General features: G+C 68.1%; 14 protein-coding genes. 10 read left to right on the top strand and 4 right to left on the bottom strand.

What is annotated here, in order from left to right; all coding sequences use genetic code 11:
• Nucleotides 1-1,745 precede the first annotated feature (1,745 nt).
• The 5 genes from CFP71_RS18900 to CFP71_RS18880 all read left to right on the top strand — a co-directional run bounded on the left by CFP71_RS18900 (nt 1,746) and on the right by CFP71_RS18880 (nt 7,640).
• Nucleotides 1,746-2,882: a hypothetical protein gene (locus CFP71_RS18900; protein WP_093935192.1), complete on the top strand. Its 1,137-nt coding sequence runs from the start codon at nt 1,746-1,748 to the stop codon at nt 2,880-2,882.
• Between the two features lie 1,175 nt (nt 2,883-4,057).
• Nucleotides 4,058-5,380 (top strand): M20/M25/M40 family metallo-hydrolase, encoded by a 1,323-nt coding sequence (locus CFP71_RS18895; RefSeq protein WP_093935191.1) that lies wholly within the window; start codon nt 4,058-4,060, stop codon nt 5,378-5,380.
• Nucleotides 5,380-6,258: an alpha/beta fold hydrolase gene (locus tag CFP71_RS18890; protein ID WP_093935190.1), complete on the top strand. Its 879-nt coding sequence runs from the start codon at nt 5,380-5,382 to the stop codon at nt 6,256-6,258. Before CFP71_RS18895 ends, CFP71_RS18890 begins: the two co-directional genes overlap by 1 nt.
• Nucleotides 6,259-6,298: 40 nt before the next feature.
• Entirely contained in the window at nt 6,299-6,895 is a 597-nt protein-coding gene (locus CFP71_RS18885; protein WP_093935189.1) for a winged helix-turn-helix domain-containing protein, read from the top strand.
• A gap of 1 nt (nt 6,896) precedes the next feature.
• Nucleotides 6,897-7,640 (top strand): SRPBCC family protein, encoded by a 744-nt coding sequence (locus CFP71_RS18880; RefSeq protein WP_093935188.1) that lies wholly within the window; start codon nt 6,897-6,899, stop codon nt 7,638-7,640.
• A gap of 193 nt (nt 7,641-7,833) precedes the next feature.
• Here the strand turns inward: CFP71_RS18880 and CFP71_RS18875 are convergent, their stop codons facing one another.
• The 3 genes from CFP71_RS18875 to CFP71_RS18865 form a co-directional block, all read right to left on the bottom strand.
• Nucleotides 7,834-8,055 (bottom strand): DUF5703 family protein, encoded by a 222-nt coding sequence (locus tag CFP71_RS18875; RefSeq protein WP_093935187.1) that lies wholly within the window; start codon nt 8,053-8,055, stop codon nt 7,834-7,836.
• The gene (locus CFP71_RS18870; protein WP_093935186.1) at nt 8,052-9,065 is read right to left on the bottom strand and encodes a YncE family protein; all 1,014 of its coding nucleotides are present in this window, start codon (nt 9,063-9,065) and stop codon (nt 8,052-8,054) included. Before CFP71_RS18870 ends, CFP71_RS18875 begins: the two co-directional genes overlap by 4 nt.
• A gap of 112 nt (nt 9,066-9,177) precedes the next feature.
• Nucleotides 9,178-10,143, bottom strand: coding sequence for an aldo/keto reductase (locus tag CFP71_RS18865; protein WP_167406181.1), 966 nt, complete (start codon nt 10,141-10,143; stop codon nt 9,178-9,180).
• Nucleotides 10,144-10,279: 136 nt separating this feature from the next.
• Between CFP71_RS18865 and CFP71_RS18860 the strand changes: the two genes are divergently transcribed.
• The 4 genes from CFP71_RS18860 (at nt 10,280) to CFP71_RS18845 (ending at nt 15,127) form a co-directional block, all read left to right on the top strand.
• Nucleotides 10,280-11,326, top strand: a complete 1,047-nt coding sequence (locus CFP71_RS18860) for an LLM class F420-dependent oxidoreductase (RefSeq protein WP_093935184.1) — start codon at nt 10,280-10,282, stop codon at nt 11,324-11,326.
• Nucleotides 11,326-12,165, top strand: coding sequence for an undecaprenyl-diphosphate phosphatase (locus tag CFP71_RS18855; RefSeq protein ID WP_093935183.1), 840 nt, complete (start codon nt 11,326-11,328; stop codon nt 12,163-12,165). Before CFP71_RS18860 ends, CFP71_RS18855 begins: the two co-directional genes overlap by 1 nt.
• A gap of 105 nt (nt 12,166-12,270) precedes the next feature.
• A complete protein-coding gene (locus tag CFP71_RS18850) occupies nt 12,271-12,981 on the top strand; it encodes a histidine phosphatase family protein (protein WP_093935232.1) in 711 nt (236 codons plus the stop codon).
• Between the two features lie 103 nt (nt 12,982-13,084).
• Entirely contained in the window at nt 13,085-15,127 is a 2,043-nt protein-coding gene (locus tag CFP71_RS18845; protein ID WP_093935182.1) for a M3 family metallopeptidase, read from the top strand.
• 57 nt (nt 15,128-15,184) lie between these two features.
• Here the strand turns inward: CFP71_RS18845 and CFP71_RS18840 are convergent, their stop codons facing one another.
• On the bottom strand, nt 15,185-16,408 hold the full coding sequence (locus tag CFP71_RS18840; protein WP_093935181.1) for an aminotransferase class V-fold PLP-dependent enzyme: 1,224 nt from the start codon (nt 16,406-16,408) through the stop codon (nt 15,185-15,187).
• Here CFP71_RS18840 and CFP71_RS18835 point away from each other — a divergent pair.
• Nucleotides 16,407-17,054: GntR family transcriptional regulator (locus CFP71_RS18835; RefSeq protein ID WP_143267113.1), on the top strand; the 648-nt coding region annotated here is incomplete at its 3' end. The two genes, CFP71_RS18840 and CFP71_RS18835, sit on opposite strands and share 2 nt — an antisense overlap.

The following is a 17,054-nucleotide window of genomic DNA, read 5'->3' as shown; positions in this document are numbered from 1 at the left end:
GGCGGTGACGACGAGCTTGCCTTCGGCCTTCATGACTTTCCGCTGCCCTTCTGTGTCCTGACCTCTGTCACGTCGCGTCCGGCTTCCTGTGTCCGTTGTCAACGGCCTCGGATAATGTCGGAGGTGTATCGGTTGTCTTCACAGTTTCCGGCTCATCGTGAAACTCTACCGAGGACGGCTTTTTCTTCATCCGGAGAAGACAGGCCGCCCCCACGGCAGTCGCCCCGATCGTCAAGAGCCATGGCCAGCGACGTCGGGGCCTCGGGAGTCCTCTGCCACTTGCCGCACTCTTGGCCTCGGCAAACGCTTCGCCCAGGTTCGCTTTCGCGGCGGCTCGCCGCCTCTTGCCCCGCCGCCCAGGCTCGCGGGTTGATTTCGCGGCCAGCACTGCCGCTTGCGCCGCCCTGCGCCCAGGCTCGCGCAATCCGGCCATTCTCGTACGTGTCTCTTCCCGTACGGCAGCTGAGTTCTGCCGGAGCTCCCTGCGAGTGTTCCGGGTTTGTCTGGCAAACTTCTGCCGCGCCTGGTGGGTGGTCTCGGCGACTTCGTCAGCCCCTTCTAATAACTTCCGCTCGGCGATACTGGCGACCTCCGCAGCCGCTTCGGCCCCAGCCCTGCCCGCCTCCACGGCGAGCTCGCGTACTCCGATCGCGCTGGTACTCACCGATCGCCCCATCGAATTCGGGCTTCGCGTCATCACCTTCTCCTAGCTGGTCGTGCTACAAGGTGCCCCTGCTCGGGCAACCGCGTTCCGCGTTTACCCCCTCGCAGCGCCGCTGAAACAGCACCGGGTGAACACGCGGATCGGGTAGCCGGGAAGCTCAGGCCCGGGCTGTCGGTCCGATGACGTCGGAGCTACCACGGTTGTCAATGCCGTGGACATCCGGAAAACAGGCAGCGAGTGCCGGCAACGCTGGGCGAAATCCACGACGTGATTGGCACCAAACGGGGCCGGACGGCGTGCCGACTAAGCGTTCCCGAACGCTGACGGCGCACAGCGCTTGAGTTCCACCGCCGGAGTCGACCTCGGCAGGCTCGCCCGAGTCGGAACCCTTCGCCGAGGGCTGCGAGCTGTTCTCTCCCATCACGTGATCTTCCACTGGAACCGAATCGGCCTGTCCTACGGAACCCAGGCCATCCTTGCCCACGCCGTGAAAACCGCCGTCCTCGACGAATGAGCGTGCCCTTCAGTGTCGGCTAGGCTGAAGGCAAGGCGGACAGACGCCCCCGAGAGGTTCGCTGACAACGAGGTTGCTGCGTCCAGCGGCCGGGCCGGCCCAACTGTGGTCACGTCCAGCCAGCCGACAAGGGGCACCCGATCGGGCATGTACCAGGCGTCTGGCCGCAACGTGACGAAGGACTCCTGGCCACACCGCCACCAGTTCCGCAGATCGGCCATCCTGTCGACCTTCGCGACGCGATCACGTTCCGCGAGGTCACCCAGTACGGCGACCATCAACGACGCAACAGCCGCTCGAACCGGCGTCTTCTCACGTGCCTGCATCGACCTGACCCACCCTTTACCGCGTCCTGCTCGCTAAGGACTGAGCACACGCGAGCTCGAAGATCAAACTATTCCAAGATCAATATTGTGGGAAGGGTAATACCCTGCCCGGCGTCGGAAGTGTGTGCTACACACAATAGGTAGCGATCCCCTTTGGACTTAAGGCAGAGGAATTCTCTCGGACCCGCGTCCCGGATTCTCGAAACGGGTTCCGGCCGCGCCGACTGGAAGGAAAAGCCTGGTGACCGATGCCCAATCGTCCTGGAAGAGCTTCGTCGAGGCGAAGAGCAAGGAAGCCCGCCCCACACCCAAGCAACTGGCGGAACTGCGCGTCGCGGCCCTGCAGCGGCTTGGCGGCAAGGGCGAGACCTGGCAGGACCGCCTGGCGCAGATCGACCAGTGGTGGACGCAGATGAAGAAGGACGAGCAGAACGTCACCTGGGAGAGCGCCTTTCGGGCCAACCGGATGACGATCCGCGGGATCAACATCACCAGAACGGCCCGTTACGGCCGCTTCGAGATCGGCGAACAGGCCAACGCCGAGACCAACAAGAAGTACGCTTTCCTGTCCCGGGACCCGGAGTCGATCGCGGAACGGCTGAACCCGGACAACTTCCAGCACCAGCCCGGCAAGAAGAGCAAGAAGGACATCCTGGGCCTGCACGCGCTGAGCGCCAGCCTGCTGCACGGCGACTACTCGATCAACGAACAGACCAAGGGCTACAGCGACTCGATCGTGCTGTTCTTCCCTGTGCCCTCCCCGGAGGACATGCAGATCTTCGACGCGATCTCCCACCTTCCCGGCGCGCCCCCGGACCGCCTCATCGACATGCGGGCGAAGATGACCCGCCTCGAGGGTGCCTGGCACGGGGACATGCACACCACGATGACCTACACCAACGGCCAGCCCCGCGCGGACAAGAAGGTCGTCAGCAAGGTCTCCCACCTCTACCAGGAGATCACGGACGAGAAGCTCGACCGCGCGATCTCCGTCCGCTACGGCCTCGCGGGCACGTGGAAAGACGAGACGGGCACCCTGTACAAAGCCACGGAAAAGGAGCTGGCCGAGCGCTACCTGTATGCGCTGCAGCACCCCATGATCCTGAACAACCCCTCGGAAACGGTCAACGAGGTCGTCATGTCCTACCGGCAGCACGACAGCCCGGTCTTCCCTTTGTACGCACGATTCGACAACGAGAAGTTCCTGATATGCAAGGTCGCGCCGACGGCGCAGTACCGAAAAGTGATCTCTGAGCTCCGGCGCGCGTGGCAAAGCGAAGGCAAAGGGGCGACCGATCAAAAGCCCAACCCCAGCCACACCTGGGAGGCGACCGGCGATCACATCACTGCCCACGGCGAGTACGTGAAGGCCAAGTAGGCGCCGCGGCCGGATCTCCGCTCGGTGCGGCACTGGCGGCAAGGACGTCCATTGGTGCGTCGCCGTCCGCACCGATCCGGCAGGTGGGAGCACTCGCCGGTGTCGTCCTCGGCGCCAGTGGGGGCTCCCGGCACCGACCCTCTTCATCCGTCGTGTGGCAGTCGCCCTTGCCTCGCGGGTCGTTACAGGATCCCGAGACTTGGGGACGCGAGAATCTGGACACGCCCTAAAGAATGCCAGCTTCGCGGGCCCAGCGTGTGAGGTAGGTCCCAATTCGAAAGTGTCGACGCTGTTCCTGATGCATTCGATCCGCGTGTACTCAATATCTGGGTGATACCCACCGGTATCACGCAGGTATTGAGTACATTGCTCGGCCTGTCGGGCGCCGATCAACTCGTGCAGCTCGCAGCGTGAGTGTGCAGCTCGGAGCGCCCTTCCTGAGTGGACTCGTGGACGGCCGACGGGTCGGATCTCTGGTGATGCGGGGCATGCGGCTACCGCTCTTCGCTGAAATCTCGAAAACCCATCAAGAACTCGATGAATCTAGCATTCTGTGTGTAATTCGAGGTGTACGCTTCACTATTGCCATACGCCTGGGCTAAGTGTGACTGCTCGCAGTATGCCCCCCGTGAAGGCTATTTTCGCTCGGGGCGCCTATAAGTAACAATCGGCCATGATTCGTTGCTGCTGCCGTCGTGGCTGGAACGGTTACCCGATCCTCGTTCCGGTCGGGCTGACGGGTGGAACGCTGGGCCCTCTGTGGGCCGGGGGACGTTCGGCTCGGACCGGGTCTAACCGGTCCTGACCAGCTCGAACGTAGGTGATGCTATCTGGTGGCGCCGCACGGCCCGGGTGCCAGGAGCGGCGACCGCCGCTCCCTTCGCGGCTTGGCGAATCCGGCGCAGGCAGCTCATCGTCGGCGTGTCACTGACGACGCCACGGGCGGGCTTAGCGGGCGTCACGTGTGGTTCACCGCGGCGCATCGACATCACGTGCGGGCCGGCTCCATGGGGGCTCGGTCGATGCTGCCCGAGGCTGGCCGGGATCGCTGGATGAGGCTCCGGCCGTGCGGCAGGCCGCGGCACGGCGCCGCGTCGGCGGGAGTGGGCGGACACACGCCGTCCACGAGGCGGTCGAGGCGGGTCGGCGCGCGTCACCAATGGTAGGAATGCCTGGTGACCGAACCGAATCTGATCGAAGCCGCCGCCGACGAGGCAGTCACCCTCACCAGTGAACTGATCCGCATCGACACCACCAACACCGGTGACCCCGACACGCTGGTCGGTGAACGCGCCGCCGCCGAGTACGTGGCCGAGAAGCTCACCGACGCGGGCTACGAGATCACCTATGTCGAGTCCGGCGGCAAGAACCGCCACAACGTGATCGTCCGGCTGCCGGGCGCCGACCCCTCGCGTGGCGCGCTGCTGATCCACGGTCACCTCGACGCCGTCCCCGCCGACGCCTCGGAGTGGTCGGTCCACCCGTTCTCCGGCGCGATCCAGGACGACTACGTCTGGGGACGCGGTGCTGTCGACATGAAGGACATGTGTGGCATGGCGCTCGCGCTGGCCCGCCACTACAAGATCAACAACATCGTCCCGCCCCGTGACCTGGTCTTCGCGTTCCTCGCCGACGAGGAAGCGGGCGGTAAGTACGGCGCGCAGTGGCTGGTGGAGAACCGGCCCGAGCTGTTCGAAGGGGTCACCGAGGCGATCAGCGAGGTCGGCGGGTTCTCGATCACGCTGAAGGACAACGTCCGCGCGTATCTCATCGAGACGGCCGAAAAGGGCATCCGCTGGATGAAGCTGCGCGTGCGCGGGACAGCGGGCCACGGCTCGATGATCCACCGCGACAACGCCGTCACCAAGCTGTCCGAGGCCGTCGCGAGGCTCGGCAACCACCGCTTCCCGCTGGTCATGACCGACTCCGTCCGCGAGTTCCTCGACGGCGTCACCGAGATCACCGGCTGGGACTTCCCCGAGGACGACATCGAGGGTTCCGTCGCCAAACTCGGGAACATCTCCCGGATGATCGGCGCGACCCTGCGCGACACGGCGAACCCGACGATGCTCACCGCGGGGTACAAGTCGAACGTCATCCCCTCGGTCGCGGAGGCTTCGGTCGACTGCCGGATCCTTCCAGGCCGTCTCGAGGCGTTCAACGCCGAGCTGGAGGAGATCCTCGGCCCGGACATCGAGAAGGAGTGGATGGAGCTCCCGCCGGTCGAGACGACCTTCGACGGCGCCCTCGTCGACGCGATGACCAACGCGGTCCTCGCCGAAGACCCGGGCGCCCGCACGCTCCCGTACATGCTCTCCGGTGGCACGGACGCGAAGTCGTTCCAGTCGCTCGGGATCCGCAACTTCGGATTCGCCCCGTTGCAGCTGCCCGCGGACCTCGACTTCTCGGCGCTGTTCCACGGGGTCGACGAGCGGGTCCCGGTCGACGCGCTGAAGTTCGGCGTGCGCGTGCTCGACCGCTTCCTCCGCTCGGCCTGATGCCCGGTCTGCTGGCCGCCGACGGGACACCCCTGCACTTCGAGCGCTGGGGCGATCCGTCGGCGCCGGTGACCGTCGTACTCCTTCACGGATACGCCCTCGACAGGCGGAGTTGGCGGGCCATCGGACCGGTGCTGGCCGAGGCCGCGGAGGAGCCCCTCGCGGTGCTGGCCTACGACCAGCGCGGCCACGGCGAATCCGGGGAGGTCCGGGCGGAGTCGGCGACGATGGGGCATCTCGCCGACGACCTGGCCGAACTGCTGGACAAGGTGATCCCCGGCGGCAAGATCGTCCTGGTCGGCCACGACATGGGCGGGCTCGCGATCCTGTCGCTGGCCCAGCGCCATCCGGACGTCTTCGCGGCAAGGGTGGCGGGAATCGGGCTGCTCGCCATGTCGGCGGGCGGCGTCACCCCGGACGCGATCTGGCCGAACGCGCTCGGGAAGCTAGGCCGGGACCTCGAAATGGTGTTCGGGACGAAGCTGATCGGCCTGGTGCGGGAGCACACGAGCAAGGCGGTGACCGCCGGGCTGCGGTGGTGGCTCTTCGGGGACGACCCGGTGCCCGGCGACGTCGAACTCGCCGTGCGGATGATCCGCGGCAACTGGCCGCAGACGGTGTCGGCGTTCCGCCCCGCTCTGGACGCTTACACGCGGGAATCGGCGTTGTCGCAGGTCGGCGCGGTGCCGGTGACCGCGATCGTGGGGGAGCGGGACAAGCTCGTGCCCACGGCGGACGTCGAAGAACTGGCTGGCGCGGTGGAGAACGGGACGTCCGTGGTGCTGCCCGGGGTGGGGCACGTCGTCCCGCTGGAAGCGGCCCCGCAGGTGGTGCCCCGGCTCTTGGCCCTGGCGAACCGGGCCCGCCGACAAGACTGACGTTCTTGACAAATTCTGTTTTCGGTGGCACCTTCTTGCCATGTTCTCCGTTGCGGTGATCGAGGACGCGGAAGCGGCCGAAGTCTCACTCGACCCGGTCCGGGCCCGGCTGCTGGCCGAACTGGCCGAACCGGCGTCGGCCACGATGCTCGCCGCACGGGTGGATCTGCCGAGACAGAAGGTGAACTACCACCTGCGCGCGCTGGAGAAGCACGGGCTCGTCGAGCTCGTCGAGGAGCGGCGCAAGGGCAACGTCACCGAGCGCATGATGCGCGCGACGGCGTCCTCGTACGTCATCTCGCCGACGGCGCTCTCGGCCGTGCAGCCCGATCCGGCCCAGTCGCCGGACCGCCTGTCCGCGCGCTGGCTGCTCGCGGTCGCGGGCAGGCTGGTGCGCGACGTCGGCCTGCTGATCACCGGCTCCACCAAGGCGCGCAAGCGGGTCGCGACCTTCGCGATCGACGGTGAAGTGCGCTTCTCCTCCGCCGCGGACAGGGCCGCGTTCGCCGAGGAACTCACCGTCGCGATCACGAACCTGGTGGGCAAATACCACGACGAAGGCGCCGAACAGGGCCGCGACCACCGGATCGTCGTCGCCGTCCACCCGAGCGTCGGAACCGAGCCTGAGGAGCGCTGAAGTGGGCCACGAATTCGAGATCTCTGACAGAGTCGAGGTCGACGCGACGCCGGAACAGGTCTGGGACGCCATCGCGACCGGGCCGGGCATCACGTCCTGGTTCATGGGCCGCAACGAAGTCGAAGGCGGCGTCGGCGGCACGGTGAAGACCGCGTTCGGCGGCTACGAACCCTCGTCCGCGATCACCGCCTGGGACCCGCTGGAGCGGCTCGTCTACGGCACGGAACCGGAACCGGACGGGAGATTCGTCGCGTACGAGTTCCTCATCGAGGGCCGTTCCGGCGGCAGCACCGTACTGAGGACCGTGACGAGCGGCTTCCTGCCCGGCGACGACTGGGAAGACGAGTTCGAGGCGATGACCGCCGGCGGCGAGCTGTTCCTGCGCACCCTGGTCGAGTACCTAAACCGGTTCGCCGGCCGGAAGGCGGTGCCGGTGACGGTGTTCGGGCCGATGATCGAGGACTGGGACAGCGCGTGGCTGGCGCTGGGCCGGGAATTGGGGCTGGCCGGACGGCCGGAGGCGGGGGACCGGGTCCGCCTGTCCACCAGTGCGGTGTCCACTGTGGACGGCGAGGTCTATTTCGCGAACGCGCAGACCGTCGGGATCCGGACCCCGGACGCGCTGCTGAGGTTCGTCCGCGGCTTCGTCGGGCCGATGGTCGCGATGCATCACCTGTTCGGCGACGTCGATTCCGCCGGACAGGACGGGCTCTGGGCCGATTGGCTCGGCCGCGTGTTCAAGTGACGAAAATCTGAAGGGGACTTTCCCCTCATCTCACGCGGTGATGGGCGCTTTACCCGCATCGCATGCGGTGAAAGTCCCCTTCAGCCCGGCGCGAACTTCCGACTCAGGACACTGGGCGCAAGGAAGGGGTCCCTCATGTACTTGCCGCTCGCCTGGGCAGCGAGATCCGCCCAGGCGGAAAGCCGTCCAGCTCTCAGGTGATGATGCCGGGCAGGGGGGTGGCGGTGCGCTTGCGGCGCAACCACACCCTCCTGGTCCCGTCGGAGTAGAGCCGGACGGTCGAAAGCTCCCATCCGGCGAACTCGGCGTGGATCGACAGCTGCGTCGCCGCCGCCCGCCGGGAAACACCGGGAGGCAGTTGCAGCCGCCGGTATTCCCAATCCCCTTCGACCACCGCCTCGTCCACGACTGTCATGGCGTGATCACCTGGATCCCTTCTCCGATGGCCGAACCGACGACCACACGGCCGCCTTGCTCGTCGACGGTGACCGAATCTGGCTGCCGCAAGGTGGGGAACCGGTGCTTCTCGATCGGCTCCCCGCCGCGGACGTCGAAGCCGACGACCTCGTTGCGTTCGGTGAGGGTGACCCAGGCGAGGCCACGGGTGCGGTCGTAGGCGATGCCGTACGCCCCGCCGGGGACGGGGTAGCGCTGGCGAAGCAGCAACGGAGTCGTGGAGAACGCCAGGAGCGCTCCCGCTCGCGCGTCGGTGACGAAGACGCGTCCGAGGTCGTCGGTGACGGCGTTGGCGGCGCCGTCACCCGCGCGCAGGCCCTCGCCGATCTTGCCTTCGGCGAGGTCGACGGCGAACAACGCGGTGCGCAGCTTGTCGAGCACGACGACGCCGTCACCTGTGTTCAGCACGTCGTCGGCGCTGTAGATCTGGCCGGTGATGGTCTTCGGGCCGCCGGTCCCGGACAGCACCTCCACGGCCTTGCGGTCCCGCACCGAAACCAGCGTCGCGTCGCCGTCGGCGAGACCGGCCGACGGCTGCCCCGCGACCGGGACCGTCTCCAGCGCGCCACCGGGCAGGGAGACCTTCGCCAGCAGGCTCTTGCTCGGAACGCTCGCGAGCACCTGCGAACCCGACACCGTGAGCCGCTCGGCCGGGCCGGGCAGGGGCACGGTCGTCTTCGGGGCGTCCAGGGCCGCGAGGTCGTAGACACGCAGGGAAGGCGGCTCCGAGACGGCGACGACGAGCGTCTTGCTCGCCTCGTCCGTCACCAGTGCCTTCACCCCCGGCGCGGCGAACACCGAACCGGCGGGCTTGACCGCGACCGCGGGGGAGACCGCCGCTGTCGCCGCGACGGGGTTCTGCACGATCTGCAAGGTGTCGTTCGGTGTGTCGTCCGTACTGCAGGACGAGAGCACCAGGGCACCGGCGAGCGGGATCGCGATCCGGGAAACGGCGGACAGCCGACCCACCTTGGTGCCTCCACCTGCTACTCGTCGAACGGACCTCTCCAGCATCCTCCTGGAACCCCACCGCGTCACGTCTGTGTCACCCAACAGTCACCTAATCCAGTATCCGAGAGGCTCAAAGGCCGCGTTCCGGGTACCCGACCTCGATCGCGCTGACGTCGTCGAGCGCCGATCGGATGGCGGGCGGGAGCGTGATCTCCTCGGCCGTGAGCGAACCGGTCAGCTGACCGGTGTCACGGGCCCCGACCACGGGCGCGACCACTCCGGGCCGGTCACGGACCCAGGCCAGCGCGACGGCCAGCGGAGAGGTCCCGAGGCCGTCGGCGGCCGTCGCGACCGCCTGCACGATCCGGGCCGCGCGATCGGTCCGGTGATGTTCGACATAGCCCGCGAAAACGCTCGAAGCGCCGCGCGAATCGGCGGGCGTCCCGGTGCGGTACTTGCCGGTGAGCACGCCCCGGCCGAGCGGCGCCCAAGGCAGGAGGCCGATGCCGTGGTGCTCCGCGGCGGGGACGACCTCGCGGTCGACCCCGCGCTCCAGCAGCGAGTACTCGACCTGCGTCGAGACCAGGGGAGCGACGGCGGAACTGCGGGACGCGGCGGTCGCCAGCTGCCAGCCGGAGTAGTTGGAGACGCCGACGTAGCGGGCCTTCCCGCTGTTCACGGCGTATTCGAGCGCCGCGAGGGTCTCGTCGACCGGCACGGTGGTGTCCCACGCGTGCAGCTGCCACAGGTCGATGTGGTCGGTGCCGAGCCGGCGCAGCGAACCTTCGAGCGCGCTCAGCAGGGCGCCGCGCGAGGCCCCGCCGCCGAACGGGCCGTCGGTGCGGCGGGCGACGGCCTTGGTGGCGAGCACGATGTCGTCCCGGGGCACGAGGTCGCCGAGCAACCCTCCGAGGACGCGTTCGCTCTCGCCTTCACCGTAGATGTCGGCGGTGTCGACCAGGGTGCCCCCGGCGTCGACGAACGCGACCAGCTGGCTGGCCGCCTCCTCCGAGTCGGTGTCGCCACCCCACGTCATGGTCCCGAGGGCCATCCGCGAGACCCGCAGTCCCGACCGGCCGAGCTGTCGCTTTTCCACGACGGGCGAGCCTAGCCGGAAGGCAAGTGCGGGACGCGGAGCAGGTGAGCGTGTCGTGATCGAGTACCACCGGGCGGGTCATCGGCTGTCAACACCCTGAACGGAGGAGTGACACTCCGATGGATACATTCACGCCGTGCGACTCGGACTGAACTTGGGCTATTGGGGCGCGGGAAACGACGCGGCCAACCTGGCATTGGCGAAGAAGGCGGACGAACTGGACTACGCGGTCGTCTGGGCCGCGGAGGCGTACGGCTCGGACGCCCCGACTGTGCTGTCCTGGGTGGCGGCGCAGACCTCACGCATCGACGTGGGCAGCGCGGTCCTCCAGATCCCGGCGCGGACACCGGCGATGACCGCGATGACGGCCGCGACCCTGGACACGCTCTCGGGCGGCCGGTTCCGCCTCGGCCTCGGTGTCTCCGGTCCGCAGGTCTCCGAGGGCTGGCACGGCGTGAAGTTCGCGTCGCCGCTCGGCCGCACACGCGAGTACGTCGAGATCGTCCGCAAGGCGCTGGGCCGTCACCGGGTCAAGTACGAGGGCGAGCACTTCCAGCTGCCCCTGCCCGGCGGGCCCGGCAAGGCACTGACTCTGACCGTGCACCCGGTTCGCGAAGAGATCCCCGTGTACCTGGCCGCCATCGGCCCGAAGAACCTCGAACTGACCGGCGAGATCGCGAACGGCTGGCTGCCGGTGTTCTTCTCGCCCGAGCACGCCGGTGAGCAGCTGAAACTGATCCAGGCGGGGGCGGACAAGGCCGGGCGCTCCCTCGACGGCTTCGACGTCGTCCCCACCGTCCCGCTCGTGGTCGGTGACGACTGGAAGGCCTGCGCCGACGCGGTCCGCGGGTACGCGGCGCTGTACATCGGCGGGATGGGCAGCCGGGAGAAGAACTTCTACAACCAGCTCGCCTGCCGGATGGGCTTCGAACGCGAAGCGGCCGACGTCCAGCAGAAGTACCTGGGCAGGGACTACGAGGGCGCCATGGCGGCCGTCCCGCTGGAGTTCATCGACGCGACGTCGCTGCTGGGCCCCAAGGAACGGATCGCCGAGCGGATGCGGGCCTTCGCCGAGGCAGGCGTCACCACCTTGACCGTCGCACCCTCGATGCCCGACCCCGAGAGCTCCGCACACGCTCTCGAGGTCGCGGCCGAAGCGATCGAACTGGCCGGTGTCGCCTGATGGGCTGGTTCGAAGCACTGGTCCTCGGCCTCGTCCAGGGCCTGACCGAGTTCCTGCCGATCTCGTCCAGCGCGCACCTGCGGATCACCGCGGCGCTCGCCGGCTGGGACGACCCGGGCGCCGCGTTCACCGCGGTCACCCAGATCGGCACCGAACTCGCGGTCATCCTGTACTTCTCGACCAAGATCGGGAAGATCCTCCGCGCCTGGTTCTTCTCGATCTACAAGAAGGACTGGCGACAGGACCCCGACGCCCGGCTCGGCTGGCTGATCATCGTCGGTTCACTGCCGATCGTGGTGCTGGGCCTGCTGTTGCAGGACGCCATCGACGAGTCCTTCCGTGACCTGCGGATCACCGCGACCACGCTGATCGTGTTCGGCCTGATCCTGCTGGTGGCCGACCGCATCGGGAAGCAGCAGCGCACGCTCGACCACCTGACCGTGCCGCACGGTCTCGGGTTCGGGTTCGCACAGGCGCTGGCGCTGATCCCGGGCGTCTCCCGTTCCGGCGGTACCACCAGTGCGGGGCTGTTGCTCGGCTACACCCGCGCGGAGGCCGCGGAGTACTCGTTCCTGCTGGCGCTGCCGGCGGTGTTCGGCTCGGGGCTCTACAAGCTGACCGACATCGGCAAGGACGGCGCCCCGGCGCAGTGGGGGCCGACGATCCTGGCCACGCTGGTCGCGTTCGGCGTCGGCTACGCGGTCATCGCCTGGCTGATGTCCTACATCAAGACCAAGAGCTTCGTGCCGTTCGTGATCTACCGGCTCGTGCTCGGTGTCCTGCTGTTCGTGCTGATCTTCGCCGGCGTCCTGGACCCGCAGGCCGGCCCGCACGTGTAACCCCTCGCATTCAGTCCTCTGAATGCGGTAGTTGCAACGCGCAAGGACCGCATTCAGAGGACTAAACGCGGGAGTGGGCAAAGCACGACACGTAGGGTGGGCCACGTGAGTACTGTGATCCTTCTGCGCCACGGCAAGTCCACGGCGAACGGTTCGGGCGTCCTCGCCGGGCGCACGCCCAAGGTCGGCTTGGACGAGACCGGTCAGGCGCAGGCGGCCGCGCTCGTCGAGCGCCTGGCGCCGGTCCCGCTCGCCGAGCTGGTGGTCTCGCCGATGCTCCGCTGCCGCCAGACGGTCGCGAAGCTGGCCGAGGCGCGTGGCCTGGACAAGGTCAAAGAGCCCGGTTTGTCCGAAGTGGACTACGGCGAATGGACCGGTCGCGCGCTCAAGGATCTGGTCAAGGAACCCCTGTGGCGGGTCGTGCAGGCGCATCCGTCGGCCGCGGTCTTCCCCGGCGGCGAAGGCCTGGCCGAGATGCAGGCCCGCTCGGTCGCGGCCGTCCGCGCGCACGACGCCCGGATCACCGCGAAGCACGGCGAGAACGCGGTCTGGCTCCTGTGCAGCCACGGCGACGTGATCAAGTCGATCCTCGCCGACGCGCTCGGCCAGCATCTCGACTCCTTCCAGCGGATCGTGGTCGACCCGGCGTCGGTCTCGGTCGTCCGCTACACCGAGACTCGTCCGTTCGTGTTGCGGGTCAACGACAACGGCGGCGACCTGGCCGGAATCGCCCCACCCGAACCGAAGGCGAAAGCCAAGCGCGGCAAGGGAAAGCAGAGCTCCGACGCGGTGGTGGGCGGTACCACCGGAGCGTGACCATCGCAGTCGGTGGCATCACCGCCACGGACGGCATCCAGCGGCCCCTCACTGCCCGTAAGGTGGCCAGAACAGCAGATTCGACGACCCGGGAGCAACACCGATGATTTCGCAGGACAACCCGTTCGCCGCGCCGAGTGAGCTGCCCTACTCCCTTCCTCCGTTCGACCGGATCGCCGACGAGCACTTCCTTCCCGCCTTCGAAGCGGGTCTGGCCGAGCACGCCGCCGAGATCGAGGAGATCGCCGGCTCGGCCGAGCCGCCGACCTTCGAGAACACCATCGTCGCGCTCGAGAAGTCCGGCAGGCTGCTGTCCCGTGTGTCCAGCGTGTTCTTCAACCTCGCCGGATCGAACGCGAACGACGAGATCCAGCGCGTGCAGGCCGAGATGGCGCCGCGGCTGGCCGCGCACGCCGACGCCATCAACCTGAACCCGGCGCTGTTCGCCCGGATCAACACCCTGTTCGAGCGCAAGGACGAACTCGGCCTCGACACGGAGTCGCTCCGCCTGCTGGAGCGTCATCACACCGACGTCCGCCGCGCGGGCGCCGGACTTCCCGAAGCCGACCAGAAACGCCTGCGCGAGCTGAACGAGCAGCTTTCGACCCTGTCGACCCGTTTCCAGCAGAACCTCCTGAAGGACACCAACGACCTCGCCGTGGTCGTCGACGACGTCTCGGAACTCGCGGGGCTGAGCGAGGACGAGATCGCCACGGCCGCCGAAACCGCGGGGGAGAAGGGCAAGTACGTCCTCAAGCTGACCCTGCCGACAGCGCAGGCTGCTTTGGCCTCGTTGGAGGACCGCGCGCTGCGCGAGCGGATCTTCACCGCGTCGGTGTCCCGCGGCAACCGGGGCAACGAGTTCGACAACAACGAGGTCGTCGCCCGGATGGTCCGGCTGCGCGCCGAGCGGGCCGCCGTGCTCGGTTTCCCCGACCACGCCTCGTACGTCATCGAGGACGAGACCGCGAAGACGGCGCAAGCCGCGGTGGGACTGCTCGAACGCCTCGCCCCGGTCGCGGCCGCCAACGCCAAGGCGGAGGCCGAAGAGCTGCAGCGCTACCTCGAAGCCGACATCCCGGGTGCGATCCTGCGGCCGTGGGACTGGTCGTTCTACGCCGAACGCGTCCGCAAGGACCGGTTCGAGGTCGACACCGCCGCGCTGCGCCCGTACTTCGAGCTGAACCGGGTGCTGACCGACGGCGTCTTCTTCGCCGCGTCCAAGCTGTACGGCCTGAGCTTCACCGAGCGGGAAGACCTGCCGAAGTACCACCCCGAGGTCCGGATCTTCGAGGTCTTCGACGCCGACGGCACGGCACTCGGCCTTTTTCTGCTCGACTACTACGCCCGCGATTCGAAGCGCGGCGGCGCCTGGATGAACAACTTCGTCGACCAGACGAAACTCCTGGGCACCAAGACGGTCGTGGTGAACGTGCTCAACGTCGCCAGGCCGCCGGCGGGGGAGCCGACCCTGCTGACCTTCGACGAGGTCGTGACCGCCTTCCACGAGTTCGGGCACGCGCTGCACTCGCTGCTGTCCGACGTCGAGTTCCCGATGTTCTCTGGCACCAACGTCCCGCGTGACTTCGTCGAGTACCCCTCGCAGGTCAACGAGATGTGGATGCTGTGGCCCGAGGTGCTGGCCAACTACGCCAAGCACCACGTGACCGGTGAGCCGCTGCCGCAGGAGCAGGTCGACAAGCTCCTGGCGTCGCAGCAGTACGGCGAAGGCTTCTCGACGACCGAGTACCTCGCGGCTTCACTCCTCGACCAGGCGTGGCACGGGCTCGGCACCGAGGACAAGGTCGACGACGTCCAGCGGTTCGAGGCCGAGGCGCTGACCAAGGCCGGTGTCGCGCTGGAAGCCGTGCCGCCGCGCTACCGCACCACCTACTTCGCGCACATCTTCAGCGGCGGCTACAGCGCCGGGTACTACTCCTACATCTGGAGCGAGGTTCTCGACGCCGACACCGTCCAGTGGTTCCGCGAGAATGGCGGGCTCAGCAGGGAGAACGGCGACCACTTCCGCCGTGAACTGCTCGGCCGGGGAGGCAGCATCGATCCGATGGCCGCTTTCCGCGCGTTCCGCGGCCGCGACCCGGAGATCGAGCCGCTGCTCAAGCGCCGCGGTCTTTCCGGGGCCTGACCCGCCTGACGGTTCCCCCGCCCGGACACCCCCAGTGCCCAGGCGGGGGAACCGCGTTCAGCCGGCGAGTTCGGCGACGGCCGCGACCACGTCGTCCACCTCTCGCTCCGTGTTGTAGTAGTGCGGGCTCAGCCGCAGGCACCAGTGGACGTCCTTGTCCCCGAAGTCGAATTGCGCGAATTCCCGGTAGCTGAGTGCCGAGTTGATCCTCCGGGCGTCCATGGCCTCCTTGAAGGGGACGGCTTCCCAGCCCTTGATCGAGAACGTCACCAGCGCGCCCAGTTCCGGACCCCGGTCGAGCACCTGGACGCCCGAGAGATCGCCGAGGCCCTCACGCAGTCGAGCCGCGAGCGCGGGGGTGCGCCGTGAGATCGCCTCCAGGCCGACCTCACGGGCGTACTTCGCGGCGGCGGCGCAGCCGAGCACCGCGGCGTACGGGAACTCCCATTCCTCGAACCGGGCGGCCGACGCCGCGGCTTCGTACTCGCCGGGCGCGTTCCACCGGGCACCGTGCATGTCGATGAACAGTGGCTCGTGCCCGGCTTCGAGGAACCGGTCGGAGACGAACAAGAACCCCGAACCGCGAGGACCGCGGAGGAACTTGCGGCAGGTCGAGGTGAGCAGATCGGCGCCGATCTCCTCGACGTCGACGGGATACTGGCCGACCGACTGGCAGGCGTCGACGAGGTAGAGGAGTTCGAGCTCCCGGCAGTGCCGTCCGATCCCGGCGACCGGCTGGACCAGTCCCGAGTTGGTCGGGATGTGCGTGGCGGCGACCAATTTCGGCCTTCGCGCGCGCATCAGCGCGGCCATCGCATCGACGTCGACGCCGCCTTCGGGAGCGTCCGGTGCGTGCACCACTTCAACCCCGAATCGCTTCCTCAGCGACAAGAACGCGATCTGGTTGGAGATGAAGTCGTTGCGGGTGGTGAGGACGACGTCGCCGGGTTCGAACCGGATCGAGGACAGCGCGGTGGAGTAGGCGTGGGTGGCGCTCGCCGCGAAGGCGATGTTGCGCGGCCGCGCGTTGATCAAAGCGGCGATCTCGCGGTAGAAACCGGCGACCTCGTCCGCCTGTGCGGCAGCGGCCTCGTAACCGCCGATCCCGGCTTCGAGATTCAGGTGATCGAGCATCGTCTTCAGAACCGGCTTCGCCAGAAGCCCGCAGCCCGCGTTGTTGAAATGGACGACCTTCTCGCTGCCGGGGGTGTCCGCCCGCAGGGCCAGAACGTCCAGTAGTGATTCCGTCCCGGGTCCAGTAGCACTATCATGTTCTTTCATGTCGGATAGTAGCACTTCCGCACTCGTCGCCCAGCTGCGCTCGCTGGTCCATGCGGCGGCGTCGGGGGACCGGTTGCCCAGCAGCCGCGAGCTGATCGAGCGCTACCGGGTCGGCCCGGTGACGGTCTCTCGCGCGATCGCCCAGCTGGCCGCCGAGGGCGTGGTCGTGACCCGTCCCGGCAGCGGGACGTACGTGGCGGTCAAACCGACGAAGGCGGGGGAACCGCTCGACACGGCGTGGCAGACCGTCGCGCTGACCGACCGCAGCGTCGACACCAGGTCCCTCACCGGCACCCTCGGCCCGCCACCCGACGGCGCGATCCTCCTCGACGGCGGTTATCCGCACCGCTCCCTGCAAGCGACCAGGTTCCTGAGCGCGGCACTCGCCCGGGCGGGCAGACGGCCGGACGCCTGGGACCGCGCGCCCGCCACCGGCCTGACCGCGCTGAGGTCGGTGTTCGCGGGGCCGGCGGCCGCGTCGCCGGACGACGTCCTGATCACCGCCGGAGGGCAGAGCGGGCTGTCGATGACGTTCCGCGCCATCGCGGCGCCCGGAAGCCCGGTGCTCGTCGAATCGCCGACCTACCCGGGAGCGCTCGCCGCGGCGCGGCCGGCGGGGCTCCGCCCGGGCCCGGTTCCGAGCGAC

Source organism: Amycolatopsis thailandensis (assembly GCF_002234405.1).
GTDB classification, from domain to species: Bacteria; Actinomycetota; Actinomycetes; order Mycobacteriales; family Pseudonocardiaceae; genus Amycolatopsis; species Amycolatopsis thailandensis.
The sequence above is the reverse complement of the archived record's forward strand: the minus strand, read 5'-3'. Positions and strand labels throughout refer to the sequence as shown.